Origin of the sequence: Acidovorax sp. Root70 (assembly GCF_001428225.1) — a bacterium.
Lineage (GTDB): Bacteria > Pseudomonadota > Gammaproteobacteria > Burkholderiales > Burkholderiaceae_C > Acidovorax.
The window spans coordinates 1-26,966 of sequence record NZ_LMHQ01000012.1; the positions used below are offsets into that span (position 1 = coordinate 1).

A 26,966-nucleotide genomic window follows, 5' to 3' on the forward strand; every position below is an offset into this window, starting at 1 on the left:
GCGGCGGTGGACGCAGGCTACGCACCGAACGACTGGCAAGTGGGCCAGACGGGCAAGATCGTGGCACCGCAGCTGTACATCGCGGCCGGTATCTCGGGCGCCATCCAGCACTTGGCGGGCATGAAGGACTCCAAGGTGATCGTGGCGATCAACAAGGACCCTGAGGCCCCGATCTTCAGCGTGGCTGACTATGGGCTGGAAGCGGATCTGTTCGCGGCCGTGCCGGAACTGGTCAAGGCGCTCTGAGCCCCTGCAGATCACAAGCACAGCCCATCTGATGGGATCTGGTTGCTACAAAAAATAGAGCTATCAGCGCTTATTGGATAAGCGCTGCGGCTGTTTTATGCCTAAAAATTAGCAGGAGACAAAACCATGAGTACATTCCTTTCCCGTCGCAGGCTGGTCCAAGCCACCGGTGCAGCACTGGCCAGTGCTGCATTGCCAGCGCTGGCCCAAACCACTTGGCCCAGCCGTCCGATTCGCATCATCGTGCCTTACACGGCGGGCGGGTTTACCGACCAGATGGCGCGTCTGCTGACGGTGGGCCTGCAAAAGCAGTTCGGTCAGCCGGTTGTCATCGACAACAAACCCGGCGCGAACAGCATCATCGGTGTGGATGCCGTCGCCAAGTCCGCCCCGGACGGTCACACCTTTGGCGTGGTCATTCCGGCCTTTACCGCCAACACCACGCTCTACCCCAAGCTGCCCTACAACCCTCGAAAGGACCTGATGGGGGTGTCGCTGCTGGGTGTTTCTCCGTTGGTGGCCGCAGTGGCGCCCAATGCACCGTTCAAGACGGTGAAGGAACTTGTGGCCTATGCCAAGGCCAACCCGGGCAAGGTGAGCTTTGCTTCGTCAGGCACAGGCTCTGCGGCGCACCTGACCAGCGAACTGCTCAAGTCACTGACCAAGACCTTCATGGTCCACATTCCCTACCGCGGCGCAGCCCCGGCGCTGACGGACCTGCTCGGTGGCCAGGTGCCCTTGTTCCTCGACCCTCCGCCCAACCTGATCCAGCCCGCCAAGGCAGGCCGCATCACCCTCATCGGCGTGGCCAGCGAAAAGCGCTTGCCCATGCTGCCTGACGTGCCTACCTTCATTGAGCAGGGCGTGCCCGGCATGCTGGGCAGTACCTGGGCCAGCATGATTGCACCCGCGGGGACGCCGCGCGACATCGTCAAGCGCATGTCGGACGCGGTGAACGCCATCATCCAGAGTGATGAAACCAAGGCCAAGCTCGACACCATGGGCACCTTTGGTGAAGGCACCACGCCTGAGGCGTGCGACGCCTTTTTGGCGGCCGAAACGACCAAGTGGGGCAAGGTGATCCGCGACGCGGGTGTCACGCTGGACTGAGAAGGCGTGCGCCGGCCTGGCCTGACGGCCAGGATTTACGCGTAGCGCTTGGCCCGCAGGTTCTCTTTCATCTGCTGCAGGATGGGCTGCAGCGAGCTGCCGATGCGCAGCGCCACGCAGGTGGCCAGCACGTCGATGATGAGCAGGTGCATGAGGCGCGACACCATGGGGCTGTAGCGGTCGTAGCCCTCGGGGTGGTCGGCTGCCAGGTGGATCTGGCAGGTGCTGGCCAGGGGCGAGCCGCTGGCGGTGATGACGATGGTGGTGGCGCCGTTGCGACGGGCGATGTCTGCCGCGTCCATCAGGTCGCGGGTGCGGCCCGAGTTGGAGATGATCACCGCGCAGTCGCCCGGGCCCAGCAGGGTGGCGCTCATCACCTGCATGTGACCGTCGCTGCTGGAGATGGAGGTCACGCCCAGGCGAAAGAACTTGTGCTGCGCGTCCTGCGCCACGATGCCCGAGTTGCCCACGCCGTAGAACTCGATGCGCTTGCCCTTTTTCCAGGTGTCCGCAATCGCGTCGGCCGCGCGTTCGATGGCCACGGTGCTGGCCGCGTTGCGGTATTGCAGAAAAGCCGCCACGGCGTTGTCCACCACCTTCACCAGCACGTCGCCGGTCTTGTCGTCGGCATCCACACTGCGGTGGATGAAGGGCACGCCCTCGCTCACGCTGCCAGCCAGCTTCAGCTTGAAGTCCGCCAGCCCGTCGTAGCCCATGCTGCGGCAAAAGCGCACCACGGTGGGCTTGCTCACGTGCGCGCGCTCGGCCAGCTCGCGCACGGGCAGGCGGGCGAAGGTGCGCGGGTCGGTCAGCACCAGCTTGGCCACGCGCTGTTCGGCGGGGGCCAGCGAGGGCAGGGAGGCGGTGATGCGGTCGAGCATGTCAGTCTGTGAAGGCGGGGCAGGCTGCTCAGGGGCCTTTGAAAAAGGGGCTTGGACGGGACGCTCCATCTGGCTGCGGTCAGCGCGGTGGCGGGGCCGTCCTCATTTAATGTAACTCGGTTCCCAAAGCGGCGGGGTCCGCGCAATCCCTGCCTTTCAACCTGCTTGCGCCGACCCTGGGCGTTTCCCCCCTGGCCCGGGCGGGCTCTGCACGCATAGCATCCTCCATCACGTTATCCAGATACTGAGGAGCCTTCCATGCGCAAACCCTTGCTGACAAAACTTCTGGCCGGTGCGGCCCTGGTGGCTGCTGCGTCGGGCAGCTGGGCCCAGGGCCAGGTCAACATCATCTGCTCGGTGCAGGCCGAGTGGTGCAACCTGATGTCCACGGTGTACGCCAAGACCACGGGCACCAAGGTGAACATGACGGCCAAGGGATCGGGCGAGGCGCTGGCGCAGCTCAATGCCGAGCGCGCCAACCCCAAGACCGACATCTGGTTTGGCGGCACGGGCGACCCGCACCTGCAGGCGGCCGAACAGGGCCTGACGCTCGAATACAAGTCGCCCCAGCTCGCGCAGCTCTACCCCTGGGCGCAAAAGCAGGCGGCGGATTCCAAGTACCGCACCGTGGGCGTGTACCTGGGCCCGCTGGGCTTTGGCTACAACAAGGAGCTGCTGGCCAAGCGCAAGCTCAACCCGCCCCAGTCGTGGGCCGACCTGCTCAAGCCCGAGTTCAAGGGCGAGGTGCAGATGGCCAACCCCGCATCGAGCGGCACGGCCTACACCATGATCGCCACGCTGGTGCAGATCATGGGCGAGGAAAAGGCGTTTGAATACCTCAAGGCCCTGCACCCCAATATCAGCGCGTACACCCGTTCGGGCACAGCCCCGGTCAAGGCGGTTGCACGCGGCGAGACCACGGTGTCCGTGAGCTTTGTGCACGACGTGACGACCGAGGCGGTCAATGGCTTCCCTGTGGGATCGGCCACGCCGTCCGAAGGCACGGGTGCCGAGGTGGGCTCCATGAGCATCGTCAAGAACGGCCCCAACACCGAGGCGGCCAAGAAGTTCTACGAATGGGCGCTCACGCCCGGTGGCCAACAGTTTGGCCTGGCGGCCAAGCAGTTCCAGCTGCCCAGCAACACGCAGGTGCCCAAGGACCCGCGCATGACCGATCCGGCCAAGATGAAGCTCATCAACTACGACTACGCCAAGTACGGCGCCAGCGCCGAGCGCCGCCGCCTGATTGCGCGCTGGGAAAAAGACGTGCAGAACGCAACGCGCTAAGGGGTGGTGGTGTCGGCGGCAGCGGCGGCAGCGCACGCAACCCCCCGGACCCGGGCTCCCGGTGCCTCGGTCAACCGGCCCCTGTGGGTCTGGCTGGCCATGGGCGTGCTGGGGTACCTGGTGTTCCCCTGGTATGCACAGCAGGACGCCAATGGCCTGCTGGCGGTGGGCCAGGTCTTCAGCAGCGAGCAGGCGGCCAACGGACTGATGCAGGCGGCCTTGTTCGGGCGCCCCTGGCTGTGGCTGGGCCTGGCCGGGCTGGTGGTGGCGGGCCTGGGGGCCTGTCTGCCAGCAGGGCGCAAGCAGGGCACCCTGCTGGTGGCGGGGGGCGCGCTGGGGCTGGCGGCCCTGCTGCTCAGCGGCTTTGCGATTGGTGCGCGCGGCTGGGCGTTTGAATGGATGAACACCCACCTGGGCGAACTGGGCGCGCGCCAGCCCGGCATGGGCTGGGGCGGGTTTGTGGTGCTGTCGGCGCTGCTGGTGCTGTTGTCGTTCGGCGTGGCGCGGCGCGGCTTCTTCAAGGGCGACCTGTTCGTGGCAGCCGCCGTGGTGGGCTGTGGCAGCCTGCTGGCGCTGTTCATCGTGTTCCCGGTGCTCAAGGCGCTGTCGGCGGCGTTTTTTCTGGAAGACGGCCCGTTCTCGCTGGCCGTGGTGTGGGAGCGCATTGCGCACGAGCGCAACTTCAGCCTGTCGTGCCTGGCGAACTTGGGTGGAGGCCAGCGCTGCGGCGTGGCCTGGAACACGCTGTTCCTGGGCCTGATGACCGCTACCAGCACGACGCTGCTAGGCACCTTCATGGCGCTGATGGCCGAGCGCGCTTCGCGCCGCTATGCGCGGCCGCTGAACATCGTGGCGCTGCTGCCCATCATCACGCCGCCGTTTGTGGTGGGCCTGGGGCTCATCCTGCTGTTTGGCCGCGCAGGGGTGTTCAACCAGTTTCTGGAATACGCGTTCGGCATCACGCCGTCGCGCTGGTTCTACGGATGGCTGGGTGTGTGGGTGGCGCAGACCTTTGCGTTCACGCCCATTGCTTTCATGATCATGCGCGGCGTGGTGCAGGGCGTGGCCCCCAGCCTGGAAGAGGCCGCGCAAACCCTGCGCGCCAGCCCGCACCGCACCTTCATGACCGTGACCCTGCCGCTGCTCAAGCCCGGCCTGGCCAATGCGTTCCTGGTGGGTTTCATCGAAAGCATGGCCGACTTTGGCAACCCCATCGTGGTGGGCGGACAGTTCTCGGTGCTGTCCACCGAAATCTTCTTTGCCATCGTGGGTGCGCAGTACGACCAGGGCCGTGCCGCGTCACTGGCCTGGATCCTCACATTCTTTGCGCTCACGGTGTTTGCCATCCAGCGCGGCCTGCTGGGCAAGCAGAACTTCACCACCGTGTCGGGCAAGGGCGATGCAGGCATTGCCATGCCGCTGCCCCAAGGCGTGCGCCGCGTGGTGCATTCGATTGCGCTGCCCTGGATGGCGTTCACGCTCATCGTGTACCTGTTTGCGCTGGCCGGTGGCTTTGTGCAGACCTGGGGGCGCGACTACACCATCACGCTGGCGCATTTTCGTACCGCGTTCAGCGTGGAATGGGGCGAGTTTGGTGTGGTGTGGGCGGGCACGGCGTGGAACTCGTTCTTCACCACCCTCAAGCTCGCGGCCATCTCGGCGCCGCTCACGGCCACGCTCGGCATCGGCATTGCATGGCTGCTGGCACGCACCGAGTTCCGGGGGCAGGGCGCGTTTGAGTTTGCGGCGCTGCTGGCCTTTGCCATCCCCGGCACGGTGCTGGGTGTGAGCTACATCCTGGCCTTCAACGTGCCGCCGTTCGAACTGACGGGCACGGCGCTGATCATCGTGTTGTGTTTCATGTTCCGCAACCTGCCGGTGGGTGTGCGCGCGGGCACGGCGGCGTTCAAGCAGCTCGACCGGTCGCTCGATGAAGCGTCCGTCATGCTGCGCGCAGGCAGCGTGCAGACGCTGCGCCATGTGGTGCTGCCGCTGCTCAAGCCCGCGCTGGTGGCTGCGCTGGTCTATAGCTTTGTGCGTGCCATCACCACCGTGAGCGCGGTGATCTTCCTGGTCACGGCCGAGAACGAGCTGGCCACCACCTACATCATCGGCCGCGTGGGCAATGGCGACTATGGCGTGGCGCTGGCGTACTGCACGGTGCTCATCATTCTCATGTCGGCCTCCATCGGCCTGATCCAGCTGCTTGTCGGCGACCGCAAGTTGGGCCGGCGTGGAGCTGCCCCCGCCGCGCACTGAACACCCTTGCAGAAAAAGAAGAAACGCCATGAACCATAACGACGCGGGCATCGTGTTCCGTAACATCACCAAGCGCTACGGCAGCGACAGCAGCACGGCCCTGGCCGTCAAGGGCATCAGCTTTGAGGTGCCGCGCGGCACGCTGACCACCATCCTCGGCCCCTCGGGCTGCGGCAAGACCACCACTTTGCGCATGATCGCGGGGCTGGAGTCGCCCACCTCCGGCGAGATCTTCATCGGCGGCAAGGATGTGACCACGCTGGGCCCCGCCCAACGCAACGTGAGCATGATGTTCCAGAGCTACGCGCTGTTCCCGCACATGAACGTGGTGGAGAACGTGATGTACGGCCTGCGCATGTCGGGCCAGCCCAAGGAGCCCGCGCGCGCCAAGGCTGTGGAGGCGCTGCGCGGCGTGGGCCTGGTGGGCTATGACGACCGCCTGCCCAGCGAACTCTCCGGCGGTCAGCAGCAGCGTGTGGCCCTGGCCCGCGCGCTGGTGCTGGAGCCTGAGGTGCTGCTGTTCGACGAGCCTTTGTCCAACCTCGACGCCCGCCTGCGCCGCGAGATGCGCGAAGAAATCCGCGCGCTGCAGCAGCGCCTGTCACTCACGGTGGCGTATGTCACGCACGACCAGGCTGAGGCCATGGCGGTGAGCGACCAGATCATTGTGATGAACCAGGGCCTGATTGCGCAAAAGGGCTCGCCCCGCGTGCTGTACGAAACCCCGCACAGCGAATTCGTCGCGGGCTTCATGGGCGAGGCCATGCTGTTCCCGGCTGTGGCCGACCCTGATGGCACGGTGGCACTTGGCCCACTGGTGCTGCGCCCGCGCATGGCGGTGCAGAGCGGCCGCGTGAAGGTGGCGGTGCGCCCTGAGGCCTGGCGTATTCATCGCCAGGGCGTGGGCCTGCTGCCCGCCCGGCTGGACAAGCGCGCCTACCTGGGCGCGGTGTACGAATACACCTTCGAGACCGCGCTCGGCCACATCTTTGTGGTGTCGTCCGACCTGGACGATGTGCTGGCCGTGGGGGACGAGGTGCAATTGAGCCTGGGTGCCCATGGCGTATCGGTGGTTGGTAGTACCGAAGCTGCCCGGACCAATGCGGAATAATGGCGCCATGACGAACCAACTCGACGCCCTCAAACAGTACACCACCGTGGTTGCCGACACCGGCGACTTTCTGCAACTGGCCCAGTTCCGTCCGCAGGACGCGACGACCAACCCTTCGCTGATCCTCAAGGCGGTGCAGAAGCCCGAATACGCACCCTTGCTCAAGGACACCGTTGCCAAGTGGCAAGGGCGTGCGATGGACGAGGTGATCGACCGCCTGCTGGTGCGTTTTGGCTGCGAAATTTTGACCCATGTGCCCGGCCGCGTCTCCACCGAAGTGGACGCCCGCCTGAGCTTTGACACCAGCGCCACCGTCACGCGCGCCGAGCGCATCATCGAGCTGTACCAGGCCGAAGGCATCCACATCGACCGCGTGCTCATCAAGATTGCGGCCACGTGGGAAGGCATCCAGGCCGCCGAAAAGCTGGAGCGCAAGGGCATCCACACCAACCTCACGCTGTTGTTCTCGTTCGCCCAGGCCGTGGCCTGCGGCCAGGCCAAGGTGCAACTGATCTCGCCCTTTGTGGGCCGCATTTACGACTGGTACAAGAAGCAGGCGGGTGCCAGCTGGGACGAGGCAGCCCGCGCTGGCGCCAACGACCCGGGCGTGCAGTCGGTCACGCAGATCTACAACCACTACAAGCGCTTCGGCATTGCCACCGAGGTGATGGGCGCGAGCTTCCGCAACGTGGGGCAGATCACGGCGCTGGCGGGGTGCGACCTGTTGACCATTGCGCCCGAGCTGTTGGCGCAACTGGCTGCGAGTGATGCGCCGTTGCAGCGGGCGTTGGATGCGGAGGCGGCCAAGGCGATGGACTTGCCAGCGGTGAACTATGACGAGGCGGAGTTCCGGTTTGCGCTGAATGAGGATGCGATGGCGACCGAGAAGCTGGCTGAGGGGATTCGGGCGTTTGCAGTGGATGCTGTGAAGCTGGAGAAGTTGATCCTCGCTGCTTGAGGTCTGTTTTTTTATTGGAGCGGCTGGTGCCTGGGTTGCAGGTGCTGGCCGCTTTTGTTTTTGCTGGGCTATTGCTAGCACATCGGGCTGCATGCTTGTGTTTGGGGCGGGAGCCGGGTTGTCGCCCCGGCGGGCGAGGTACTTTTCTTTGCTTCGCCAAAGAAAAGTACCCAAAAGAAAGGCGACCCCCAGTCTGCGACCCCTTCGCGGTGCGAAGGTGCGTCGTGTCGGTTGCGGGGTGCGCCGTGGAACTCGCTTTGCGCTCGCGCGCTCCGCTCAGACAGCCACGGCGAGCTAGAGCACGAAGCATGGGCGCTGCGACGCCCATGCCACCCCACAACCGCCCCGCCGCAGGCGCAGCCAGCAGGGGTGGGACAGCCGAACATCCAAACAGCCGGACATCCATTCGGGCCATTGCTGCGCTCGGCCTCGTCTTGCGGGCGCAAGCGCCACGCGCTGCGCAAGCTGGGCCGAGCGAAGCAAAGGCCCGTGTGGATGTTCTGCTCCCTTTGCCCCTCTGGATGCGCCGAGGAGCGCAGGGTTTGGTGGATCAGGGCTCGCGATTGTCTGAGCGCAGCGAGTTCGAGCGAGACCCCGCCAAACCCGAGCACCGCAGGTTGCCCCGAAGCGAAGCGCAGGGGACGCAGACAGTGGGGTCGCCCTTTCTTTGGTTCCTTTCTTTCGGCGACGCGAAAGAAAGGGACTCGCATGCCGGGCGACTCCCGNAGGGGACGCAGACAGTGGGGTCGCCCTTTCTTTGGTTCCTTTCTTTCGGCGACGCGAAAGAAAGGGACTCGCATGCCGGGCGACTCCCGGCCTCCGCCCTCAACGAAGGCACGCCATTCGATGCGCACTAGCCCCCAGACTCAGCGCGCAAAACAGACGCATGAAGCCGTCAACTTCCGCCGGCCATCTCCAGTCCCGTAGCTAGAGTGATCACTATAAAAATCATAGCTACCAAGGCATGAGGCACTAGCGCACCCAGCCAAAAACACCAAAAAATCACCCCGCAGGCAGCCGCATCCCCACCCGCAACCCCTTCGGCACCACCCCTTCCGCCACCGTCCGCCCTCCGTGCCGCAGCGCGATCTCTTCCACGATCGACAGCCCCAGCCCACACCCCCCCGCCTTGTCTGACCCGCGCCAGAACCGCGCAAACAAATCGCCCAGGTGCTCGGCTGGTACGCCTGGCCCATCGTCCTCCACCACCAGCAGCGCCCAGTGCCCGGGCTCCTCATGGCCCACGCGCACTGTCACCGTGGCGCCGGGGCCGGCGTAGTGCAGTGCGTTGTCGATGAGGTTGTTCAACGCCTCGCGCAGCAGCAGCGGGTGGCCCTGCGCTGGCAGGTGGTCCACGCCTTCGTAGCCCAGGTCCATGCCCTGGGCCAGGGCGCGGGCGGCCCATTCGCGGGCCACCTCGCGGGCCAGGGCGGCGAGGTCGATGGACTGCATCTCCACGTTCGACTCCGAGCGCGCCAGCTGCAGCAGCTGGTGCACCAGGTGGGCGCTGCGTTGTGCGGCCGACAGCACCTTCTGCAGACGGGCCTGCACTGCGGGTTCGTGGCTTTCGTGCAGGGCCAGCTCGGTCTGGCCGATCAGGCCGGCGAGCGGCGTGCGCAGCTGGTGGGCGGCGTCGTTAAGAAAGCGCTTTTCCTTTTGCTGGCCGCGCGCCACGGTCTCCAGCAGCCGGTTGATGGTGCTGGCCAGCGAATGCACTTCTTGCGGTGCAGAGGTCAGCTCGATGGGCGGCAGCGGCGTGGTGCCCGTGTGGGGCTGCGCGCCTGCGCGTTCAATTTGCGCCTCCAGGCGTTTGAGGGGCTGCAGGCCGCGCAGCACGCCGGCGTACACCACGGCGCTCAGGGCCAGGCCCATCAGGCCCATGGGGAACACCATGCGCTCCAGCAGCTCCTGCGCAATGCGCTCGCGCACCGTGAGGCTCTGGGCCACCTGCACGCGCAGGCGCTGGCGGGTGGAGGCGGTGCCGTAGTCCACGTCCAGCAAGGCCACGCGCACCGGCTTGTCGTCCACCCGCGCCTGGTACAAAAACGCCTCGCCCACCGCCACATCGACCTGGGCAGGCGGTGCTGGCAGTTGCGCGTTGCCCAGCAAAAAGCGGCCCGGCGGGGACGACACCATGTAGGTGATGCGGTCGGCCGGATCCTGCTCCAGGATGTCCTGCGCGGCCTTCGGAAAGTCCACCAGCAGCCCGTCGCCAATCGGCTTGATCTGCCGCGCCAGCGCCCGCACCGACTGGGTCAGCGTCTGGTCAATGCCCTTCTCTCCGTTCTGCAGCGCAATGCGCCACGCCAGAAACCCGCCCGACAGCCACAGCACCAGCTGCGGCAGCAGCAGCCACAAAAGCAGCTTGCGTTGAAGAGAGACCCCGGGTACGTGGCGCATGTTTCAGCAGTCAAAAATAGGCGGCGCTGCGTTGGAAACGGGCTCGGCCCATGCGAGGGCCGCCGCGCAAGGGCCGCCCCGCCGCGCTGGCGGCGTCCCCCTTCCCGCGCACCGCGCGAGAGAAGGGGGAAGCGGCGCAGCCGCTCAGGGGGATGGTCACGGTTTATTCAGCATGTACCCCAGCCCCCGGATATTGCGGATCACCAGGTTGGACTGGTCGAGCTTCTTGCGCAGGCGGTGCACATACACCTCCAGCGCATTGGAGTTCAACGGGGCAGCGATCTGGCCGGGTTCGGGCGGGCTGGCGCGCCAGGCGGCCAGCACATCGTCGCGGGTGACGACTTCGCCGCAGCGGTGGGCCAGCAGCTCCAGCAGTTCCCACTCGCGCTGGGTCAGCTCCAGCAGGTCGCCGTTCAGGGCAGCGGCATGGCTGGCGTGGTCCAGCACCAGCGGGCCGATGGTGGTGCTGGCAACGCCGGCCGCGCTGCTGGCCTGGGTGAAGGCCGGCTGGCGCGCGCGGCGCAGCATGGCCTGCAGGCGGGCCTGCAACTCCTGCATGTTGAAGGGCTTGGTGATGTAGTCGTCGGCCCCGGCGTTCAGGCCCAGCACGCGGTCATCGACACCGTCGCGGGCAGTAAGGATCAGCACGGGCAGGCCGGCAATGTGCGCGCGGGCCCAGGTCAGCAGTTCCATGCCGTCGGCGCCAGGCAGGCCCAGGTCCAGGATGATGCCATCCACTGCCTGCGTCTGCAAAAGCGCCATGGCCTGCGCCACGCTGCTGGCGGTGCAAACGCTGTAATCGAGTTGCTTGAGCTGGCCGGTGAGAGCGTCGAGCAGGAGGGCGTCGTCTTCGACAATCAGTATCGTGGCCATGGATTGAGCATAACAAAGGCCCCTGCAGCGGGCCTGTTGTGGGGCCGCTGCGACTCTCAGGGAAAGTCCTGAGAATTAAATTAATTATTGTAATTAAAGTACCAACTGCGCTGAACGGCACCGGTATCACGGCGCAGCAACGGGTTCTGAAAACAACGTCGAGGAGACAAGGGTATGTGGAAGATGACAAAGATCGCCGCACTGGCGGTGGGCCTGGCGGCCGCGATGTCTGCCAGCGCGGGGGAGGTCGAGGTTCTGCACTACTGGACATCGGGCGGCGAGGCCAAGTCGGCTGCCGAGCTCAAGAAGATCATGCAGTCCAAGGGCCATACCTGGCGCGACTTTGCCGTGGCGGGTGGCGGTGGCGACAGCGCCATGACGGTGCTCAAGAGCCGCGTGATCTCGGGCAACCCGCCCTCGGCCGCCCAGGTCAAGGGCCCGGCCATCCAGGAATGGGCGTCCGAAGGCGTGCTGGCCAATGTCGATGCCCTGGCCAAGACCGAGAAGTGGGACGACGTGCTGCCCAAGGTGGTCGCCGACGTGATGAAGTACAAGGGCAGCTACGTGGCCGCCCCCGTCAACGTGCACCGCGTGAACTGGCTGTGGGCCAGCTCCGATGCGCTGAAGAAGGCGGGCGTGGCCAGCATGCCCAAGACTTGGGACGAGTTCTTTGCCGCAGCCGACAAGCTCAAGGCAGCAGGCCTGATCCCCGTGGCGCATGGTGGCCAGAACTGGCAAGACTTCACGACCTTTGAATCCGTGGTGCTGGGCGTGGGCGGTGCCAAGTTCTATCAGGACGCGCTGGTCAAGCTGGACGACAAGGCCATCAACAGCGACACCATGAAGAAGTCGCTGGAGACCTTCCGCCGCATCAAGACCTATACCGACCCGGGCGCTCCCGGCCGCGACTGGAACCTGGCCACGGCCATGCTCATCCAGGGCAAGGCGGGCTTCCAGCTGATGGGCGACTGGGCCAAGGGCGAATTCATTGCCGCCAACAAGGCGCCGGGCAAGGACTTCCAGTGCGCAGCGGCACCGGGCACGGCCAACGCGTTCACCTTCAACGTGGACTCGTTCATCCTGTTCAAGCTCAAGGATGCCGCAGCACAGAAGGCGCAGAGCGACCTGGCCAGCTCCATCATGAGCCCCGAGTTCCAGGAGGTGTTCAACCTCAACAAGGGATCGATCCCTGTGCGCGCCGGACAGAAGATGGACAAGTTTGACGACTGCGCCAAGCTGTCCAGCAAAGACTTTGCCGACACTGCCAAGAGCGGTGGCCTGGTGCCGAGCGTGGCCCATGGCATGGCGATTGCGCCTGCCACCGAAGGGGCGATCAAGGATGTCGTCAGCCAGTTCTGGAACGACGACAAGGTGAGCGTCGCCGACGCCATGAAGAAGATCGCGGCCGCCGCGAAGACCAAGTAAGCCGTGTACGACACACGTACCTACACGCACTAAAACCAAACCCCAGAGGGATCCCATCATGAAGACAAGAAACCGCCTCACGGCGGTGGCTTTGGCCGCCGCATGCGCGAATGGCGCCTTTGCTATGGACGTAGCAGGCTTTGAGTTCAACGGCTACTCCCGCGGTGGCCCGGTGTTCAACCACTCCGACGGCGTCAAGGGCAACCTGACGCTGGGTGGCGAACTCCAGAAATACCGCCTGGGCAACGAGGGCGACAACGGCATCGAAGTCAACTTCGCCAAGGGCTTCGAGGCCGGTGGTATCAACTGGAAGGTGAACTACATGCCCGCCAAGTGGGGCAGTGGCGACATCAGCACCGAACAGGCGTTTGTGGAAATGAGCGGCTTCTCGTTCTCGCCCGAAGCCAAGTTCTGGGTCGGCCAGCGCCGCCTGCGGATCCAGGACGTGCACATCGTCGACTACTTCCTGCTGAACTACGGCGACAACGTCGGCGCCGGTGTGACCGACGTGCCTGTGGGCGGCATGAAGCTGGGCGTGGGCGTGTTCTCGGGCGACAAGTTCGACGGCGGCCTGCCCAACAACGTGAAGGCGCACCGCATCAATGCCGACCTGTCTGACATCAACACGAACCCCGGCGGCAAGCTGCGGGTGCTGCTGACGGCCGTGGGGGGCAAGAACCAGGTGGGCGGCGCGTCGGGTTCCGGCATCTCGCTGATGCACACGCAAAAGGAATTCCTGCTGCCCAGCATCAGCAACACGCTGTACCTGCAGACATCGCGTGGCCATGCCCGCATCGACGGGGAGTTTGAGGCCATCGAGGGCACCAGCGCAGGCAAGCGTGCCACCCGCATCGCCGACTCCATCAACTGGCAAAGCGGCCCGTTTGGCGGTCAGGCCCTCATTGGCTACCAGACCAACAAGGCTGACCTGACCGGCGTGGAGACCAAGGACTTCTCGCTGGGCGGCCGTGGCTCGTACGCGTTCACCAAGAACTTCAAGGGCCTGGTGGAACTGTCCACCACCACCCGCAAGGGCAGCGGTCCGGACCAGCGCCTGTCCAAGGTCACGCTGGCGGGTGCCCTGGCCCTGAATGAAGACTTCTGGTCACGCCCTGAGCTGCGTCTGTATGTGACCAAGGCCAACTGGAACCAGGCGGCGGCCGTGGCCAACGCCGGCACCTTTGGCGCCAATGGCAAGACCTCGCGCACGCTGGTGGGCGTGCAGTACGAGGTGTGGTGGTAAGTGAGTGAGTAGCGAGTTAGTTTGAGGTAGACACTTTGTTCATTGGGGGGTGCTCTGTGCGCACCCCCCTTTTTTCATGTGACACAAAGTGGATGTGTGAATGAGTGAAACGGTGGTTGAGTGATTGATCGAGATACCGCGTACCGCGCGCGCAGTGCGTACGCAAGAGAGATTCGCAAGCAATGAAGAATTCCTTTGAAACCTGGCTGCCTAGGCTGGTGGTGACCCCGGCGTTTGTGCTGGGTTTTGCCTTCATCTATGGCCTCATGGTGTGGAACGGCGTGCTCAGCTTAACCGCATCGCGCATGCTGCCCAACTACGAATGGGCGGGCCTGGCGCAGTACGAGCGCCTGTGGGAGATGGACCGCTGGTGGGTGGCCCTGAAGAACCTGGGCATTTTTGGCGTGGGCTACGTGGGCGGCTCGCTGGTGATTGGCGTGGTGCTGGCCGTGCTGCTGGACCAGAAGATCCGCGCCGAGGGCGCGCTGCGCACCATCTACCTCTACCCCATGGCGCTGTCGTTCGTGGTGACCGGTACGGCCTGGAAGTGGCTGCTCAACCCCGGCCTGGGCATCGAGAAAATGGTGCGCGACTGGGGCTTCACGAACTTTGAATTTGGCTGGCTGGTGGATACCGAGATGGCCATCTACTGCGTGGTCATCGCTGGCATCTGGCAGAGCGCCGGTTTTGCCATGGCGCTGTTCCTCGCCGGGCTGCGTGGCATCGACGACAGCATCATCAAGGCCGCACAGGTCGATGGTGCCTCGCTGCCGCGCATCTACTGGCGCATCGTGCTGCCTGCGCTGCGGCCGGTGTTTTTCTCCACGCTCATGGTGCTTTCGCACCTGGCCATCAAGAGCTTTGACCTGGTGATGGCGCTGACGGCCGGCGGCCCCGGCTTTGCCACTGATGTGCCGGCCACCTTTATGTACACCATGTCGTTCTCGCGCGGCCAGATCGGCCTGGGCGCGGCCAGCGCCACCATGATGCTGGCCACCGTGGCGGCCCTGGTGATTCCTTATCTTTACAGCGAACTGCGGAGCAAACCCCATGACCGCTAAGCCCTCTGTGTTTCCGTCCGTGGGCCGCCTGCTGGTCTATGGCGTGCTGGCCCTGGCCACCGCGTTCTTTCTGCTGCCGCTGTACGCCATGCTGGTCACCTCGTTCAAGGACGCCGAGGAGATCCGCAGCACCTCGCTGCTGGCGCTGCCAGGCGGGTTGAACTGGTCGGCTTGGTCCACCGCATGGTCCAGCGCCTGCACGGGGGTGGATTGCAATGGCCTGCGCCCCTTCTTCTGGAACTCGGTGGCCATGGCCGTGCCGGCCGTGCTGATCTCCACCGTGTGGGGCGCGCTCAACGGTTATGTGCTGAGCCTGTGGAAGTTTCGCGGCAGCGACACGTTGTTTGGCCTGCTGCTGTTCGGCGTGTTCATGCCGTTCCAGGTCGTGCTGCTGCCCATGAGCCAGGTGCTGGGCTGGCTGGGGCTGTCCAGCTCCATCACCGGGCTGGTGCTGGTGCACTGCCTGGCCGGGCTGGCGGGCACCACGCTGTTCTTTCGCAACTACTACGCGGCCATCCCCAAGGAGCTGGTGAACGCAGCCCGCATGGACGGCGCGAGCTTCTGGCAGATCTTCTGGCGCATCGTGCTGCCGCTGTCCACGCCCATCGTGATGGTCACGCTGATCTGGCAGTTCACCAACATCTGGAACGATTTTCTGTTCGGTGTGGTGTTCTCGGGCACCGAGTCCAAGCCCATCACCGTGGGGCTGAACAACCTGGCCAACACCAGCAGCAGCGTGAAGGCCTACAACGTGGACATGGCGGCCGCCATCATCGCCGGCTTGCCCACGATGGTGATCTATGTGCTGGCAGGTAAATTTTTTGTGCGCGGGCTGACGGCTGGCGCAGTGAAGGGATAAATCATGGCTTCTTCGTTGGATATCGCAGGCATCAACAAGCGCTTTGGCAAGGGCGACAAAAGCGTGGAAGTGCTGCGCAAGGTGGACATCCACGTCGCGCCCGGCGAGTTCCTCATCCTGGTCGGCCCATCGGGCTGCGGCAAGTCCACGCTGCTCAACATCATTGCGGGGCTCGACGAGCCCACCGAGGGCGAGATCCGCATCGGTGGCAAGAACGTCGTGGGCATGCCCCCGCGCGACCGCGACATCGCCATGGTGTTCCAGAGCTACGCGCTGTACCCCACCTTGAGCGTGGCCGACAACATCGGCTTTGCGCTAGAGATGCGCAAGATGCCCAAGGCCGAGCGCCAAAAGCGCATCGACGAAGTGGCCACCATGCTGCAGATCAGCCACCTGTTGGACCGCCGACCCAGCCAGCTCTCGGGCGGCCAGCGCCAGCGTGTGGCCATGGGCCGGGCGCTCGCACGCCAGCCGCAGCTGTTCCTGTTTGACGAGCCGCTGTCCAACCTGGACGCCAAACTGCGCGTGGAGATGCGCGCCGAAATCAAGCGCCTGCACCAGGCCAGCGGCATCACCAGCGTGTACGTCACGCACGACCAGGTCGAGGCCATGACGCTGGGCTCGCGCATCGCGGTGATGAAGGGCGGCGTGGTGCAGCAGCTGGGCACGCCGGACGACATCTACAACCGCCCGGCCAACACCTACGTGGCCACCTTCATCGGCTCGCCCACCATGAACCTGCTGCGCGGCGCGGCCACGGGCGGGCAGTTTGGCATCCAGGGTGCAGCGCTGAACCTGGCCGCTCCCGCCAGCGCCAACGAGGTGCTGCTGGGTGTGCGTCCCGAGCACCTGGTGATTCAGGAGACCGCCCCCTGGCGCGGCCGCGTCAGTGTGGTGGAGCCCACCGGCCCAGACACCTATGTGATGGTGGACACGGCCGCAGGCAGCGTCACGCTGCGCACCGACGCCCAGACCCGCGTGCAACCCGGCGACGCCGTGGGACTGGCGGTAGAGCCCGCCAACGCCCACTGGTTTGACGCCAGCAGCGAGAATCGGCTGGCCTGAGTTGCGCGGCGCAAGCGCCGCCAGGTCGTTGCATCTGATTGCTATTGAAACAATAGCTGTTAGCGCATGTCCTACTAGCGCTAGCAGCTGTTTTTGCTTAAAAACACCGCATGACACCCCTGCGCCTGCTGGCCGACATCGGCGGCACCAACATTCGCCTGGCCTGGCAAGACCAGCCCGATGGCCCCCTGCACGACACCCGTGTGTTGCCCTGTGCTCAGTTCCCCACGGTGGATGCTGCCCTGTCGGCCTACTTGGCCGAGGTGAACATCGCCACGCCCCGCGAGGCTGCGTTTGGCATCGCCAACCCGGTCACGGGCGACGCGATCCGCATGACCAACCACAGCTGGAGCTTTTCGCAGCGGGCCGTGCGCGAGGCGTTTGGGTTTGAGCGGCTGGTGGTCATCAACGACTTCACTGCACTCGCGCTGGCGCTGCCCCTGCTCACGCCCGAGCAGCTGCGCCCCGTGGGCGGCGGCGGGGCTGTGCCGGGCGCTGCGATTGCGCTGCTGGGCCCGGGCACGGGCCTGGGCGTGTCGGGCCTGGTGTTTCCGCCCGGCTCCAGCCTGGGGGTGCCGCTGTCGGGCGAAGGCGGCCATGTCACGCTGGCCGCGCAGACCCAGCGCGAATTCGATGTGCTGGCCATCCTGCAAGAGCGCTATGGCCACGTGTCGGCCGAACGCGCCGTGTGTGGCGCCGGGCTGGTGGACCTGTACCACGCGCTGCGCCGGCTGGCCCAGCGCGGCGGCAAGGAGGTCAGCTCGGCCGCGCAGGTGACCGAGCTGGCATTGCAAGCCAACGACCCGCTGGCGCTGGAGGCGCTGGAGCTGTTCTGCGGCTTCTTGGGCAGCGTGGCGGGCAACCTCGCGCTCACGCTGGGAGCGCGCGGTGGCGTGTTCATCGGCGGCGGCATGGTGCCGCGCCTGGGCACGTGGTTTGACCAGTCGCCGTTCCGCGCACGGTTTGAATCTAAAGGGCGGTTCCAGTCTTACCTGGCGACGATTCCCTGCTGGGTCATCGATCCGAGCGCCACACCCGCGCTGTTTGGCGCATCGCGCGCGCTGGACATTGCGGGCTCGGATGCATGAGCAGCGACAGCGCACCACCGCCCATGCTCCGGCCCAGCGGCGTACACCATGTGGCCATCATCGCCAGCGACTACGCCCGCTCCCGCCGCTTCTACACCGAGGTGCTGGGCCTGCAGGTGGTGCACGAGCACTACCGCGCCGAGCGGCAGTCGTACAAGCTGGACCTGCAGCTGCCCGACGGTACGCAGGTGGAGCTGTTTTCCTTCCCGCACCCACCCGCACGCCCGTCCTACCCCGAGGCCTGCGGCTTGCGCCACCTGGCCCTGCGCGTGGCCGACATGGAGGCCAGCGTGGCTGCCTTGGCCGCCCATGGCGTGGCTGTGGAGCCGGTGCGGGTGGACCCGTTCACCGGTGCGCTGTTCACGTTCTTTGCCGATCCGGATGGGCTGCCCATCGAGCTGGTGGGGCCTGTGCCCGACCCCCGCTGATCTGTCTGCGCTCATAAAAAAAGGCCCTGGTGGGCCTTTTCTGTGTCACATCTCTTCACTCCAGCAATACCCGTCACGCGCAATCATCGCGCTGGCCGCACGCGGGCCCCAGCTGCCTACAGGGTAGGGGCGGGGGCCTGCAGGGTCGTTCTTCCAGGACTGCAAGATGGGTTCTACCCAGCGCCAGGCTTCTTCCTGCTCGTCGCTGCGCACGAACAGGTTCAGGCGGCCTGCGATCACATCGAGCAGCAGGCGTTCGTAGGCGCCCACGCGCTCGGTGCCAAAGCGCTGGTCAAAGTCCAGGTTCAGGTGCACCTGCGACAGCGCGGGCTCGGTCTGGTGCTGGGCCGCGCCCTGCGCCATCAGGTGCAGCTCCAGCCCGTCCTTGGGCTGCAGGTTGATCACCAGCCGGTTGGCGGCACCCGCAGGCGTCTTGAAGATGGGGTGGGGCACGGGCCGGAAGTTGATGACGATGTGCGCGTCACGCCCCGCCAGCCGCTTGCCGGTGCGGATATAAAACGGCACACCCGCCCAGCGCCAGTTGCTGATCTCGGTGCGCAGCGCCACAAAGGTCTCGGTGGTGCTGTTGGGGGCCACGCCTTTCTCTTGCGCATAGCCGGGCACGGGCTGGCCCTGGTGGTTGCCTGCGGCGTACTGCCCACGGATCACGTGCTGGCCGATGGTTTCCGGGGTCCAGGGCTTGAGGGATTGCAGCACCTTGAGCTTTTCGTCGCGGATCGCGTTGGCGCTGGAGTTGATGGGCGGCTCCATGCCAATCGCGCACAGGAGCTGCAACGCGTGGTTCTGCACCATGTCGCGCATCGCGCCGGTCTGGTCATAGAACGCGCCGCGCGACTCCACGCCCAGCTCCTCGGCAATCGTGATCTGGATGTTGGCAATGGTCTCGCGGCGCCACAGGGGCTCGAACAGCGCGTTGCCAAAGCGCAGCGCAAACAGGTTCTGCACCGAGGGCTTGCCCAGGTAGTGGTCGATGCGGAAGACTTGTTCTTCCTTAAGCACGCGGCGCAGCGTGTCGTTGATGGCCTGGTTGGACTGCAGGTCGTGGCCCAAGGGCTTTTCCAGCACCACGCGGGTGGTGGGACCGTTCAGGCCCACGGCGGCGATCTGCTCGCACACGTTGGTGAACAGGCTGGGCGCGGTGGCCACGTACATCACCACCGAGTCGGCGCCGCGCGCTTTCAGTGTCTCGGCCAGGCGCTCGTAGTCCTGGGTTTTGGACAGGTCCATGCGCAGGTAATGCAGCAGTGCCGCGAAGCGTGCAAACTCGTCCGGGCTGGGGCGCTTGGCCAGTTCCACGCTGTCGAACCGCGACTGGATCAGGCTGCGGTATTGTTCGTCGCTCAGGTCGTCGCGTGCGACCGCGATGATGCGCCCCCCCTCAGGCAGCGTGCCATGCCGAAAGGCCTGAAACAATGCGGGCATGAGCTTGCGCCAGGCAAGGTCGCCGGTGCCGCCGAACAGGACGAGGTCAAAACTCATGGTGTCTCCGTGATGGGGTGGTTCGTTTTGTTGCGTGGGATTGTAATCACGTTACATGATTTTCCAAAGAATAGTGCCTTGTTACTGCTGCATGTAACCCAAAAGAACCTGTCAATAGGCCACTTTGTTGTGTAATCAAGTTACTATCTCGGCGCTTTTTACCTTACCTGTTTGATGACCATGCCTCTCCGTTGCGACCAGTCTGCGCTGTGGCCCCAGTTGGCAGCCCACTACGCCTCCCATGGCCAGTACCTGGACATGCGCCAGGCGTTTGCGCAGGACGCCCAGCGGTTTGCCGCCTTCAGCCAGCCGGCTCCGCATGTGTTTGCCGACCTGTCCAAGAACCTGTGGGACCAGGGCACCGAAGCGCTGCTGCTGGACCTGGCCCGCGACTGCGGCCTGGTGCAACACCGCGATGCGATGTTTGCCGGCGAGGCCATCAACACCACCGAAAACCGCGCGGTACTGCACACGCTGCTGCGCCGCCCTGCGGGCATGGCCCTGCCCGGTGATGTGCCCGGAACCGCGCAGCGCCTGGCCGACGTGCACCGCACGCTCGATGCGATGCTGCAGTACGCCGAGCAGGTGCGCAGCGACGCCGCCATCACCGACGTGGTGAACATCGGCATCGGCGGGTCGGACCTGGGCCCGCACATGGCTGTGCGTGCGCTCGAAGAGTTCCGCATCCCCGGCAAGCGCTTTCACTTTGTGTCGAACGTAGACGGGCACGAGCTGCACCATGTGCTCAAGGGCCTGCGGCCCGAGAGCACGCTGTTCCTGGTCGCGTCCAAAACCTTCACCACGGCCGAGACCATGACCAACGCGCGCTCGGCGCTCGCGTGGTTTGCTGCCCAGGGCGGTCGCGATGTGGCCCGCCACTTTGCGGCGCTCACCACCAACATCGAAGCCGCTGGCGCCTTGGGCATCACCACCACCTTCGGTTTCTGGGACTGGGTGGGCGGCCGCTACTCGCTGTGGTCGGCCATTGGCCTGCCGATTGCCATCTCGATTGGTGCGCAGGGCTTCCGTGAATTCCTCGCGGGCGCGCATGCGATGGACGAGCATTTCCGCACCGCGCCGCTGGCGCAGAACCTGCCCGTGCGCCTGGGCCTGCTCGATGTCTGGTACCGCAACTTCCATGGCTTTACCAGCCGCTGCATCGCGCCGTACCACGCGGCGCTGGGTCGCTACTCGGCCTACCTGCAGCAGCTGGAGATGGAGAGCAACGGCAAGCGCGTGGCGCAAGACGGCAGCACGCTGGCCTGCGTGACGTCGCCCGTGCTGTGGGGTGAGCCCGGCACCAACGGCCAGCACGCGTTCTTCCAGATGCTGCACCAGGGCGCCGACGTGCTGCCGCTGGAGATCGTGGCCGTGCGCAAGGCATCGCACCCGCTACCCGGCCACCAGCAAAAGCTGCTGGCCAACGCGCTGGCGCAGACGCAGGCGCTGATGGTGGGCAAGGCCAGCGACGACGGCCACCGGCACTTTCCCGGCAACCGTCCCAGCACGCTGATGCTGCTCGAATCCCTCACCCCCACCTCGTTGGGTGCGCTGATTGCGCTGCAGGAGCACCGCGTGTTTGTGAGCGGCAGCCTGTGGGGCATCAACAGCTTTGACCAGTGGGGCGTGGAGCTGGGCAAGGTGCTTGCCAAGGACCTGGAAGCGCGGCTGGAGAGTGGCGATGTGTCGGGGCTCGATGGCTCCACGGCAGGCCTGCTGGGCCTGCTGCGCAACGCGGCCTGACCCTCACGGCACAGCTCAATCCTCGGGGTAGCGCTGGCGTGAGACCAGGCGCCCTACCGGCAGAAACCGGCGCGGTTTCTCGCCAGCAGTCCAAAGAACAGGAGACACACACCATGGCGATCCCGCCCCTGCCAGACTTCCGTTCCGGTGCCTTTTTGCGCCAGCATCTGCGGGCCACCATGGCGTTCTACGACCCCGTGGCCACGGACCCGAGCGGCGGGCAGTTCCACTTCTTTCTGGACGATGGCACGGTCTACAACCCGCGCACCCGCCACCTCGTCAGCGCTACGCGTTTTGTAATCACGCATGCCATGCTCTATCGCACCACGGGCGAGGAGCGCTACCAAGTGGGCATGCGGCACGCGCTCACGTTCCTGAGCACCGCGTTTCTCGATCCTGCCACGGGCGGCTACGCCTGGCAGATCGACTGGCAGGAGGGCCGCGCCACCATACAGGACGCCACACGGCACTGCTACGGCATGGCCTTTGTGATGCTGGCCTATGCCCGTGCTTACGAGGCCGGAGTGCCCGAGGCCCGCGATTGGCTGGCTGAGGCTTTTCAAACGGCTGAGAAGCACTTCTGGCAACCCGCCGCTGGCCTGTATGCCGACGAGGCCAGCCCCGATTGGCAGCTGACCAGCTACCGGGGCCAGAACGCCAACATGCACGCTTGCGAGGCCATGATCTCGGCCTTCCGCGCCACGGGAGAGCGTCGCTACATCGAGCGTGCGGAGCAACTCGCGCAAGGTATCTGTCAGCGGCAGGCGGTGTTGTCCACCGCTGCCGTCGCCCCCGCTGCCGGAGGCTGGGTGTGGGAACATTTCCACGCCGACTGGTCCGTGGACTGGGACTACAACCGCCACGACCGCAGCAACATCTTCCGCCCCTGGGGCTACCAGATCGGTCACCAGACCGAATGGGCCAAGCTGCTGCTGCAGCTGGATGCCCTGCACCCCGCTGATTGGCATCTGCCCTGTGCACAGCGCCTGTTCGATGCCGCCGTAGAGCACGGCTGGGATGCCGAACACGGCGGCCTGTACTACGGCATGGCGCCCGACGGCAGCATCTGCGACGACGGCAAATACCACTGGGTGCAAGCCGAAAGCATGGCGGCTGCGGCGGTGCTGGCGGTGCGCACGGGCGACGAGCGCTACTGGCAGTGGTACGACCGCATCTGGGCCTACTGCTGGGCCCACTTTGTGGACCACCAACACGGCGCGTGGTTTCGCATCCTGCACCGCGACAACCGCAACACCACCCGCGAAAAGAGCAATGCGGGGAAGGTGGACTATCACGACATGGGGGCGTGTTATGACGTGTTGGGGGTGGTGGCAGCGGGGACTTGAGCGCGGAGAATGGCGGCTACTGCCATTTCCAAGGACGAGGTTTGTGTATGAGCGAGATCGCCACTGAGAGTCGGCCCATGTACCAAGCGGCCTGTCATTGCGGTGCAGTTCGGTTTGAGGTACAGCTCACAGACGGCTTGCGCAGTGCCCGTAGATGCAACTGCTCCTACTGCCGCATGCGTGGCGCGGTGGCTGTTTCTGCCAACTTGAGCGATATGAAGGTATTGCAAGGCGCGAATGTATTGACCCTGTACCAGTTCAACACGCGTGAGGCCAAACACTACTTTTGCTCCCGCTGCGGCATCTACACGTTTCATCAACGCCGGTCCTCTCCTGATCAATACGGGATCAATGTCGCGTGTATCGAAGGGATGAGCCCTTTCGACTTCGAAGAGGTGCCCGTCAGCGAAGGGCGGATGCACCCTAAGGATGTTGGTGGACGCAGCGGAATGATTGCTGGCTGGCTGCGATACACGGCCAATCGGTAAGCTGGGAAAACGGGCCTGCAAGCATTGCCGCTGGGCACTCTGGATCGCTCATTTTCATGCACATTGAAATGCGTTGACTGGCAGACCGGCAACTTGCACCCGCACACTGAACAATGACCCTGCCGGAATCGGTGCCTCCTGCTCCCGGGCAGGCCTCCCCGCCCGCGCCGACGTAATGAACAACGTGCGCAAATCCACCCCCCCAAAACACACCATGGTCGGACACTGCACCGGCACCGCAATGCGCTGCAGAACCTCACCCGCTGGCGAAAGCTGCAACACGCAAGCCCCTTCGTACATCGCCACCCAGTAGTTCCCCTCCACATCCACCGCTGCGCCATCGGGCCTGCCGCCATAGGGTTGGCCTTCTACCTTGCGGTCGAACTGCACCCAGGGGCGGCGGTTGGTGATCTCGCCGGTAGACACATCAAAGTCGAATTGGTCGATGCGGTGTTCGGGTGTGTTGGACCAGTACATCGTGCGGTCGTCGGGGCTGAAAGCCAGGCCGTTGGCGGTGAAGTTGTTGCCCGCCATGTGGCGCACGCGGTAGCCGGTGGCGCTGCTGGCATCGGCCTGCAGGCACCACAGCGCGGCATTCGGCGCCGTGCGGGGCGTGATGACCGAGCCCGCCCAGAAACGGCCTGCGGTGTCGCAGCGGCCGTCGTTCAGGCGCAGGACCGTGGTGTCATGCTGCTCGGGCGGCAGCAGGGCCAGGCAGGTGAGGGCGGTAGGGTCTGCGCTGTCCTTGGCCGCATCCAGAAGATAGAAACCGTTTCGTAACCCGATTACCAATCGACCATCAGCCGCAGGCGCGCAGCAGCCGGGCTCGCTGGGCATGCGCCACTGCCGGTGGTGGCCGCTGTCAGGATGCCATGCGTGCACCGCTTGTCCCTGAATGTCACACCAGTAAAAGGATTTTTCCGTGGGGTGCCAGAAGGGCGATTCGCCCAGTTCGGACGGAGGCAAGGGCAAGGTTTGCAGGGACATGGGTTGAAGCGGGGTGGTTATCGAGTTACATTCTAGGGCCTCAGATAACAGGCGCCGGGCACATCGCCCCGGGGCCTTGCCACCCACCGATGGAGACTTCCATGCACCCAGTTGTAGCGCGCGTGACCGAGCGCATTGTCCAGCGCAGCGCAGACACCCGCGGCGCCTACCTTGCCGGCGTTGACGCCATGATCGCCCGCAAGCCCGCCCAAGACCGCATGGGCTGCGCCAACCTGGCCCATGCCTATGCGGCGCTGCCGGGTTCTGACAAGTTCAAGGTCACGGTCGAGAAGGCGCCCAACATCGGCATCGTCACGGCCTACAACGACATGCTCTCGGCCCATCAGCCGTACCAGAGCTATCCCGCCGTGCTGCGTGATGAAGCAGCCCAGCAAGGAGCCACAGTGCAAGTGGCAGGTGGCGTGCCCGCGATGTGCGATGGGGTAACACAGGGTACGCCCGGCATGGAGCTGTCGCTGTTCTCCCGCGATGCCATTGCCATGGCCACTGCGGTAGCGCTGTCCCACGATGTGTTCGATGGTGCGCTGCTGCTGGGCGTGTGCGACAAGATCGTGCCGGGTCTGCTGATCGGTGCGCTGCACTACGGCCACTTGCCCTGCGTGTTTGTGCCTGCAGGCCCCATGGGCACGGGCCTGTCGAACAAAGACAAATCCAAGGTGCGCGAGCAGTACGCACAAGGCCTGGTGGGCCGCGACGAGCTGCTCAAGGCCGAGTCGGCCGCGTACCACAGCCCCGGCACCTGCACCTTTTACGGCACGGCCAACAGCAACCAGATGCTGCTCGAAGCCATGGGCCTGCACGTGCCCGGTGCGGCGTTCGAGTCGCCCGGCACCGAGGCGCGCGAGGCCTTCACCCGCCAGGCGCTGCGCACCGTGCTCGACATCGGCAAGCGCGGATCGCGTTTCACCCCCATCGGCAAACTGGTGGACGAGCGCTGCATTGTCAACGCCATGGTGGCCCTGCTGGCCACGGGCGGCTCCACCAACCACCTGATCCATTGGGTGGCTATTGCACGCAGCGCGGGCATCCTGATCGACTGGACGGACTTTGACGAACTCTCGTCCGTGGTGCCCTTGCTGGCCCGCGTGTACCCCAACGGCGATGCGGATGTGAACCAGTTCCAGGCCGCAGGCGGCCCGCCCTGGATTTTGCGCGAACTGCTGGCCGGCGGCTTCATGCATCCTGATGTGATGAGCGTGAACGCCGGTGGCATTGCCGATGGCGGCAAGAGTGCGCCCCCCGTGTCGGGCGACACCTCGGTGCTGCGGCCTGTGAGCGAACCCTTCTCACCCACGGGCGGGCTGCGCCTGCTGCAAGGCCGCCTGGGCCGTGCGGTGATCAAGGTCTCGGCCGTGCCCGAAGACCGCCACATCATCCAAGCACCAGCGCGCGTTTTTGATTCGCAGGAGGCCTTGCTCGCCGCCTTCAGCGCGGGCGAGGTCAACCAGGACATGGTGGCCGTGGTGCGTTTTCAGGGCCCGCAGGCCAACGGCATGCCCGAGCTGCACAAGCTCACGCCCCCGCTGGCGGTGCTGCAGAACCAGGGCTTCCAGGTGGCGCTGGTCACCGACGGCCGCATGAGCGGCGCATCGGGCCGTGTGCCTGCCGCCATCCACGTCACGCCCGAGGCACTGGCCGGTGGCCCGCTGGCCAAGGTGCGCGATGGCGACATCGTTCGGGTGGATGCGGTTGCGGGCACGCTCGATGTGTTGGTGGACGATGCCGAATGGGCCGCTCGCGCCCCGGCACCCTTCAACGCCCCATCACCCGTCGGCTTTGGCCGTGAACTCTTCACCAACTTTCGCCGCCACGCAGGCGGTGCCGAACAAGGAGCCTGCACATGGCTGTAACCCCTGCTTCCACCCCCATGAATCCCCTCGACATCGCCAGCCACGGCCCGGTCATCCCCGTCATCGTGATCGACCGCGTGGAAGACGCGCTGCCCCTGGCCGAGGCCCTGCTGGCCGGTGGCGTGAAGGTGCTGGAGGTGACGCTGCGCACCGCGGCCGGTCTGCCCGCCATCGAAAGCATCGCCCGCCATCTGCCCGAGGCCGTGGTGGGTGTGGGCACGGTGCTCAACGCCGATGACGCCCGCCGTGCGAGCGAAGCCGGTGCGCGGTTTGCCGTAAGCCCCGGTTACACGTCGGCCGTGGGCAGCGCCTGCAAGGGCCTGAACCTGCCGCTGCTGCCCGGCGTGGCCACGTCGAGCGAGATCATGGCGGCGCTGGCCGATGGGTTCTCGTTCCTCAAGCTGTTCCCGGCCGAGGCCGTGGGCGGCATCCCGCTGCTCAAGTCCTGGGCCAGCCCGTTTGGCCAGGTGAGCTTTTGCCCCACCGGCGGCATCACCAACGCCACTGCCTCCAACTACCTGGCGCTGCCCAATGTGCGCTGCGTGGGCGGCTCGTGGCTCACGCCCACCGACGCGGTGCGTGCGGGCGACTGGGCGCGCATCACGCAACTGGCGCGCGACACCCAGGCGTTGCGCAAGGCGGCCTAGGGATCGCTGGCGCTGGGTTTGCAGCAAAAAGCGCCCCATGCGCTAGTGCAATATGCGCTGACAGCTATCAAAATAAGAGCATTTGATGGC

Annotated in this window: 23 protein-coding genes; 18 read left to right on the forward strand and 5 right to left on the reverse strand. The window is 65.3% G+C overall.

Going from position 1 to position 26,966, the window contains the following annotated elements:
- Together ASD94_RS07590 and ASD94_RS07595 are read left to right on the forward strand one after the other, a co-directional pair.
- A partial coding sequence (locus ASD94_RS07590; protein WP_200954207.1) for an electron transfer flavoprotein subunit alpha/FixB family protein occupies positions 1-246 on the forward strand: 246 nt, incomplete at its 5' end.
- Positions 247-372: 126 nt separating this feature from the next.
- Positions 373-1,356 (forward strand): tripartite tricarboxylate transporter substrate binding protein, encoded by a 984-nt coding sequence (locus ASD94_RS07595; protein WP_056640862.1) that lies wholly within the window; start codon positions 373-375, stop codon positions 1,354-1,356.
- Positions 1,357-1,391: 35 nt separating this feature from the next.
- Here the strand turns inward: ASD94_RS07595 and ASD94_RS07600 are convergent, their stop codons facing one another.
- The gene (locus ASD94_RS07600) at positions 1,392-2,237 is read right to left on the reverse strand and encodes a MurR/RpiR family transcriptional regulator (protein WP_015012602.1); all 846 of its coding nucleotides are present in this window, start codon (positions 2,235-2,237) and stop codon (positions 1,392-1,394) included.
- 258 nt (positions 2,238-2,495) lie between these two features.
- Between ASD94_RS07600 and ASD94_RS07605 the strand changes: the two genes are divergently transcribed.
- From ASD94_RS07605 to tal, 4 genes are all read left to right on the forward strand, one after another.
- Positions 2,496-3,524, forward strand: coding sequence for an ABC transporter substrate-binding protein (locus ASD94_RS07605; protein ID WP_108626587.1), 1,029 nt, complete (start codon positions 2,496-2,498; stop codon positions 3,522-3,524).
- A gap of 99 nt (positions 3,525-3,623) precedes the next feature.
- Entirely contained in the window at positions 3,624-5,783 is a 2,160-nt protein-coding gene (locus tag ASD94_RS07610) for an iron ABC transporter permease (RefSeq protein ID WP_235510612.1), read from the forward strand.
- Positions 5,784-5,811: 28 nt separating this feature from the next.
- Entirely contained in the window at positions 5,812-6,894 is a 1,083-nt protein-coding gene (locus tag ASD94_RS07615) for an ABC transporter ATP-binding protein (protein WP_056640868.1), read from the forward strand.
- Between the two features lie 7 nt (positions 6,895-6,901).
- Positions 6,902-7,852, forward strand: a complete 951-nt coding sequence (tal, locus tag ASD94_RS07620) for a transaldolase (protein ID WP_056640870.1) — start codon at positions 6,902-6,904, stop codon at positions 7,850-7,852.
- Between the two features lie 1,002 nt (positions 7,853-8,854).
- Here tal and ASD94_RS07630 read toward each other — a convergent pair.
- Together ASD94_RS07630 and ASD94_RS07635 are read right to left on the reverse strand one after the other, a co-directional pair.
- Complete coding sequence (locus tag ASD94_RS07630) at positions 8,855-10,252, reverse strand: sensor histidine kinase (RefSeq protein WP_056058424.1); 1,398 nt, start codon at positions 10,250-10,252, stop codon at positions 8,855-8,857.
- A 156-nt stretch (positions 10,253-10,408) separates the two neighbouring features.
- The gene (locus tag ASD94_RS07635; RefSeq protein WP_056640872.1) at positions 10,409-11,125 is read right to left on the reverse strand and encodes a response regulator transcription factor; all 717 of its coding nucleotides are present in this window, start codon (positions 11,123-11,125) and stop codon (positions 10,409-10,411) included.
- Positions 11,126-11,299: 174 nt separating this feature from the next.
- Here ASD94_RS07635 and ASD94_RS07640 point away from each other — a divergent pair, with 174 nt between their 5' ends.
- The 7 genes from ASD94_RS07640 (at position 11,300) to ASD94_RS07670 (ending at position 18,294) form a co-directional block, all read left to right on the forward strand.
- Positions 11,300-12,550, forward strand: a complete 1,251-nt coding sequence (locus ASD94_RS07640; protein WP_056640875.1) for an ABC transporter substrate-binding protein — start codon at positions 11,300-11,302, stop codon at positions 12,548-12,550.
- A gap of 124 nt (positions 12,551-12,674) precedes the next feature.
- Complete coding sequence (locus ASD94_RS07645; protein ID WP_056640877.1) at positions 12,675-13,793, forward strand: carbohydrate porin; 1,119 nt, start codon at positions 12,675-12,677, stop codon at positions 13,791-13,793.
- A gap of 182 nt (positions 13,794-13,975) precedes the next feature.
- Entirely contained in the window at positions 13,976-14,854 is an 879-nt protein-coding gene (locus ASD94_RS07650) for a carbohydrate ABC transporter permease (RefSeq protein WP_015012611.1), read from the forward strand.
- A complete protein-coding gene (locus ASD94_RS07655) occupies positions 14,844-15,713 on the forward strand; it encodes a carbohydrate ABC transporter permease (protein WP_056058434.1) in 870 nt (289 codons plus the stop codon). Before ASD94_RS07650 ends, ASD94_RS07655 begins: the two co-directional genes overlap by 11 nt.
- A gap of 3 nt (positions 15,714-15,716) precedes the next feature.
- Positions 15,717-16,778, forward strand: a complete 1,062-nt coding sequence (locus ASD94_RS07660; RefSeq protein WP_015012613.1) for an ABC transporter ATP-binding protein — start codon at positions 15,717-15,719, stop codon at positions 16,776-16,778.
- Between the two features lie 110 nt (positions 16,779-16,888).
- Positions 16,889-17,866: a glucokinase gene (glk, locus tag ASD94_RS07665; RefSeq protein WP_056640880.1), complete on the forward strand. Its 978-nt coding sequence runs from the start codon at positions 16,889-16,891 to the stop codon at positions 17,864-17,866.
- The gene (locus ASD94_RS07670; RefSeq protein WP_056640883.1) at positions 17,863-18,294 is read left to right on the forward strand and encodes a VOC family protein; all 432 of its coding nucleotides are present in this window, start codon (positions 17,863-17,865) and stop codon (positions 18,292-18,294) included. The genes glk and ASD94_RS07670 overlap by 4 nt, the downstream gene beginning before the upstream one ends.
- A 45-nt stretch (positions 18,295-18,339) precedes the next feature.
- Here the strand turns inward: ASD94_RS07670 and zwf are convergent, their stop codons facing one another.
- A complete protein-coding gene (gene zwf, locus ASD94_RS07675) occupies positions 18,340-19,794 on the reverse strand; it encodes a glucose-6-phosphate dehydrogenase (RefSeq protein ID WP_056640886.1) in 1,455 nt (484 codons plus the stop codon).
- Between the two features lie 174 nt (positions 19,795-19,968).
- On the opposite strand from zwf, the gene pgi reads away from it, so the two are divergent.
- From pgi to ASD94_RS07690, 3 genes are all read left to right on the forward strand, one after another.
- Positions 19,969-21,537 carry a glucose-6-phosphate isomerase gene (gene pgi / locus ASD94_RS07680; protein WP_056640889.1) on the forward strand — a complete coding sequence of 523 codons (1,569 nt, stop codon included), beginning with the start codon at positions 19,969-19,971 and terminating at the stop codon, positions 21,535-21,537.
- Positions 21,538-21,650: 113 nt separating this feature from the next.
- Positions 21,651-22,883: an AGE family epimerase/isomerase gene (locus ASD94_RS07685; protein ID WP_056640893.1), complete on the forward strand. Its 1,233-nt coding sequence runs from the start codon at positions 21,651-21,653 to the stop codon at positions 22,881-22,883.
- A 47-nt stretch (positions 22,884-22,930) separates the two neighbouring features.
- The gene (locus ASD94_RS07690; protein WP_056640895.1) at positions 22,931-23,371 is read left to right on the forward strand and encodes a GFA family protein; all 441 of its coding nucleotides are present in this window, start codon (positions 22,931-22,933) and stop codon (positions 23,369-23,371) included.
- A 54-nt stretch (positions 23,372-23,425) separates the two neighbouring features.
- Here ASD94_RS07690 and ASD94_RS07695 read toward each other — a convergent pair whose 3' ends face one another.
- Positions 23,426-24,358 carry an SMP-30/gluconolactonase/LRE family protein gene (locus ASD94_RS07695; protein WP_056640898.1) on the reverse strand — a complete coding sequence of 311 codons (933 nt, stop codon included), beginning with the start codon at positions 24,356-24,358 and terminating at the stop codon, positions 23,426-23,428.
- Positions 24,359-24,459: 101 nt separating this feature from the next.
- On the opposite strand from ASD94_RS07695, the gene edd reads away from it, so the two are divergent.
- Positions 24,460-26,229 (forward strand): phosphogluconate dehydratase, encoded by a 1,770-nt coding sequence (gene edd / locus ASD94_RS07700; protein ID WP_056640902.1) that lies wholly within the window; start codon positions 24,460-24,462, stop codon positions 26,227-26,229.
- Complete coding sequence (eda, locus tag ASD94_RS07705) at positions 26,220-26,876, forward strand: bifunctional 4-hydroxy-2-oxoglutarate aldolase/2-dehydro-3-deoxy-phosphogluconate aldolase (protein ID WP_056640906.1); 657 nt, start codon at positions 26,220-26,222, stop codon at positions 26,874-26,876. The genes edd and eda overlap by 10 nt, the downstream gene beginning before the upstream one ends.
- Positions 26,877-26,966 lie beyond the last annotated feature (90 nt).

What these genes read in the sequence shown, in the direction of transcription:
- ASD94_RS07595 (WP_056640862.1), top strand. Translation starts at nt 373, where the DNA reads ATGAGTACATTCCTTTCCCGTCGCAGGCTGGTCCAAGCCACCGGTGCA.
- ASD94_RS07600 (WP_015012602.1), bottom strand. Translation starts at nt 2,237, where the DNA reads ATGCTCGACCGCATCACCGCCTCCCTGCCCTCGCTGGCCCCCGCCGAA.
- ASD94_RS07605 (WP_108626587.1), top strand. Translation starts at nt 2,496, where the DNA reads ATGCGCAAACCCTTGCTGACAAAACTTCTGGCCGGTGCGGCCCTGGTG.
- ASD94_RS07610 (WP_235510612.1), top strand. Translation starts at nt 3,624, where the DNA reads ATGGGCGTGCTGGGGTACCTGGTGTTCCCCTGGTATGCACAGCAGGAC.
- ASD94_RS07615 (WP_056640868.1), top strand. Translation starts at nt 5,812, where the DNA reads ATGAACCATAACGACGCGGGCATCGTGTTCCGTAACATCACCAAGCGC.
- tal (WP_056640870.1), top strand. Translation starts at nt 6,902, where the DNA reads ATGACGAACCAACTCGACGCCCTCAAACAGTACACCACCGTGGTTGCC.
- ASD94_RS07630 (WP_056058424.1), bottom strand. Translation starts at nt 10,252, where the DNA reads ATGCGCCACGTACCCGGGGTCTCTCTTCAACGCAAGCTGCTTTTGTGG.
- ASD94_RS07635 (WP_056640872.1), bottom strand. Translation starts at nt 11,125, where the DNA reads ATGGCCACGATACTGATTGTCGAAGACGACGCCCTCCTGCTCGACGCT.
- ASD94_RS07640 (WP_056640875.1), top strand. Translation starts at nt 11,300, where the DNA reads ATGTGGAAGATGACAAAGATCGCCGCACTGGCGGTGGGCCTGGCGGCC.
- ASD94_RS07645 (WP_056640877.1), top strand. Translation starts at nt 12,675, where the DNA reads ATGGACGTAGCAGGCTTTGAGTTCAACGGCTACTCCCGCGGTGGCCCG.
- ASD94_RS07650 (WP_015012611.1), top strand. Translation starts at nt 13,976, where the DNA reads ATGAAGAATTCCTTTGAAACCTGGCTGCCTAGGCTGGTGGTGACCCCG.
- ASD94_RS07655 (WP_056058434.1), top strand. Translation starts at nt 14,844, where the DNA reads ATGACCGCTAAGCCCTCTGTGTTTCCGTCCGTGGGCCGCCTGCTGGTC.
- ASD94_RS07660 (WP_015012613.1), top strand. Translation starts at nt 15,717, where the DNA reads ATGGCTTCTTCGTTGGATATCGCAGGCATCAACAAGCGCTTTGGCAAG.
- glk (WP_056640880.1), top strand. Translation starts at nt 16,889, where the DNA reads ATGACACCCCTGCGCCTGCTGGCCGACATCGGCGGCACCAACATTCGC.
- ASD94_RS07670 (WP_056640883.1), top strand. Translation starts at nt 17,863, where the DNA reads ATGAGCAGCGACAGCGCACCACCGCCCATGCTCCGGCCCAGCGGCGTA.
- zwf (WP_056640886.1), bottom strand. Translation starts at nt 19,794, where the DNA reads ATGAGTTTTGACCTCGTCCTGTTCGGCGGCACCGGCGACCTTGCCTGG.
- pgi (WP_056640889.1), top strand. Translation starts at nt 19,969, where the DNA reads ATGACCATGCCTCTCCGTTGCGACCAGTCTGCGCTGTGGCCCCAGTTG.
- ASD94_RS07685 (WP_056640893.1), top strand. Translation starts at nt 21,651, where the DNA reads ATGGCGATCCCGCCCCTGCCAGACTTCCGTTCCGGTGCCTTTTTGCGC.
- ASD94_RS07690 (WP_056640895.1), top strand. Translation starts at nt 22,931, where the DNA reads ATGAGCGAGATCGCCACTGAGAGTCGGCCCATGTACCAAGCGGCCTGT.
- ASD94_RS07695 (WP_056640898.1), bottom strand. Translation starts at nt 24,358, where the DNA reads ATGTCCCTGCAAACCTTGCCCTTGCCTCCGTCCGAACTGGGCGAATCG.
- edd (WP_056640902.1), top strand. Translation starts at nt 24,460, where the DNA reads ATGCACCCAGTTGTAGCGCGCGTGACCGAGCGCATTGTCCAGCGCAGC.
- eda (WP_056640906.1), top strand. Translation starts at nt 26,220, where the DNA reads ATGGCTGTAACCCCTGCTTCCACCCCCATGAATCCCCTCGACATCGCC.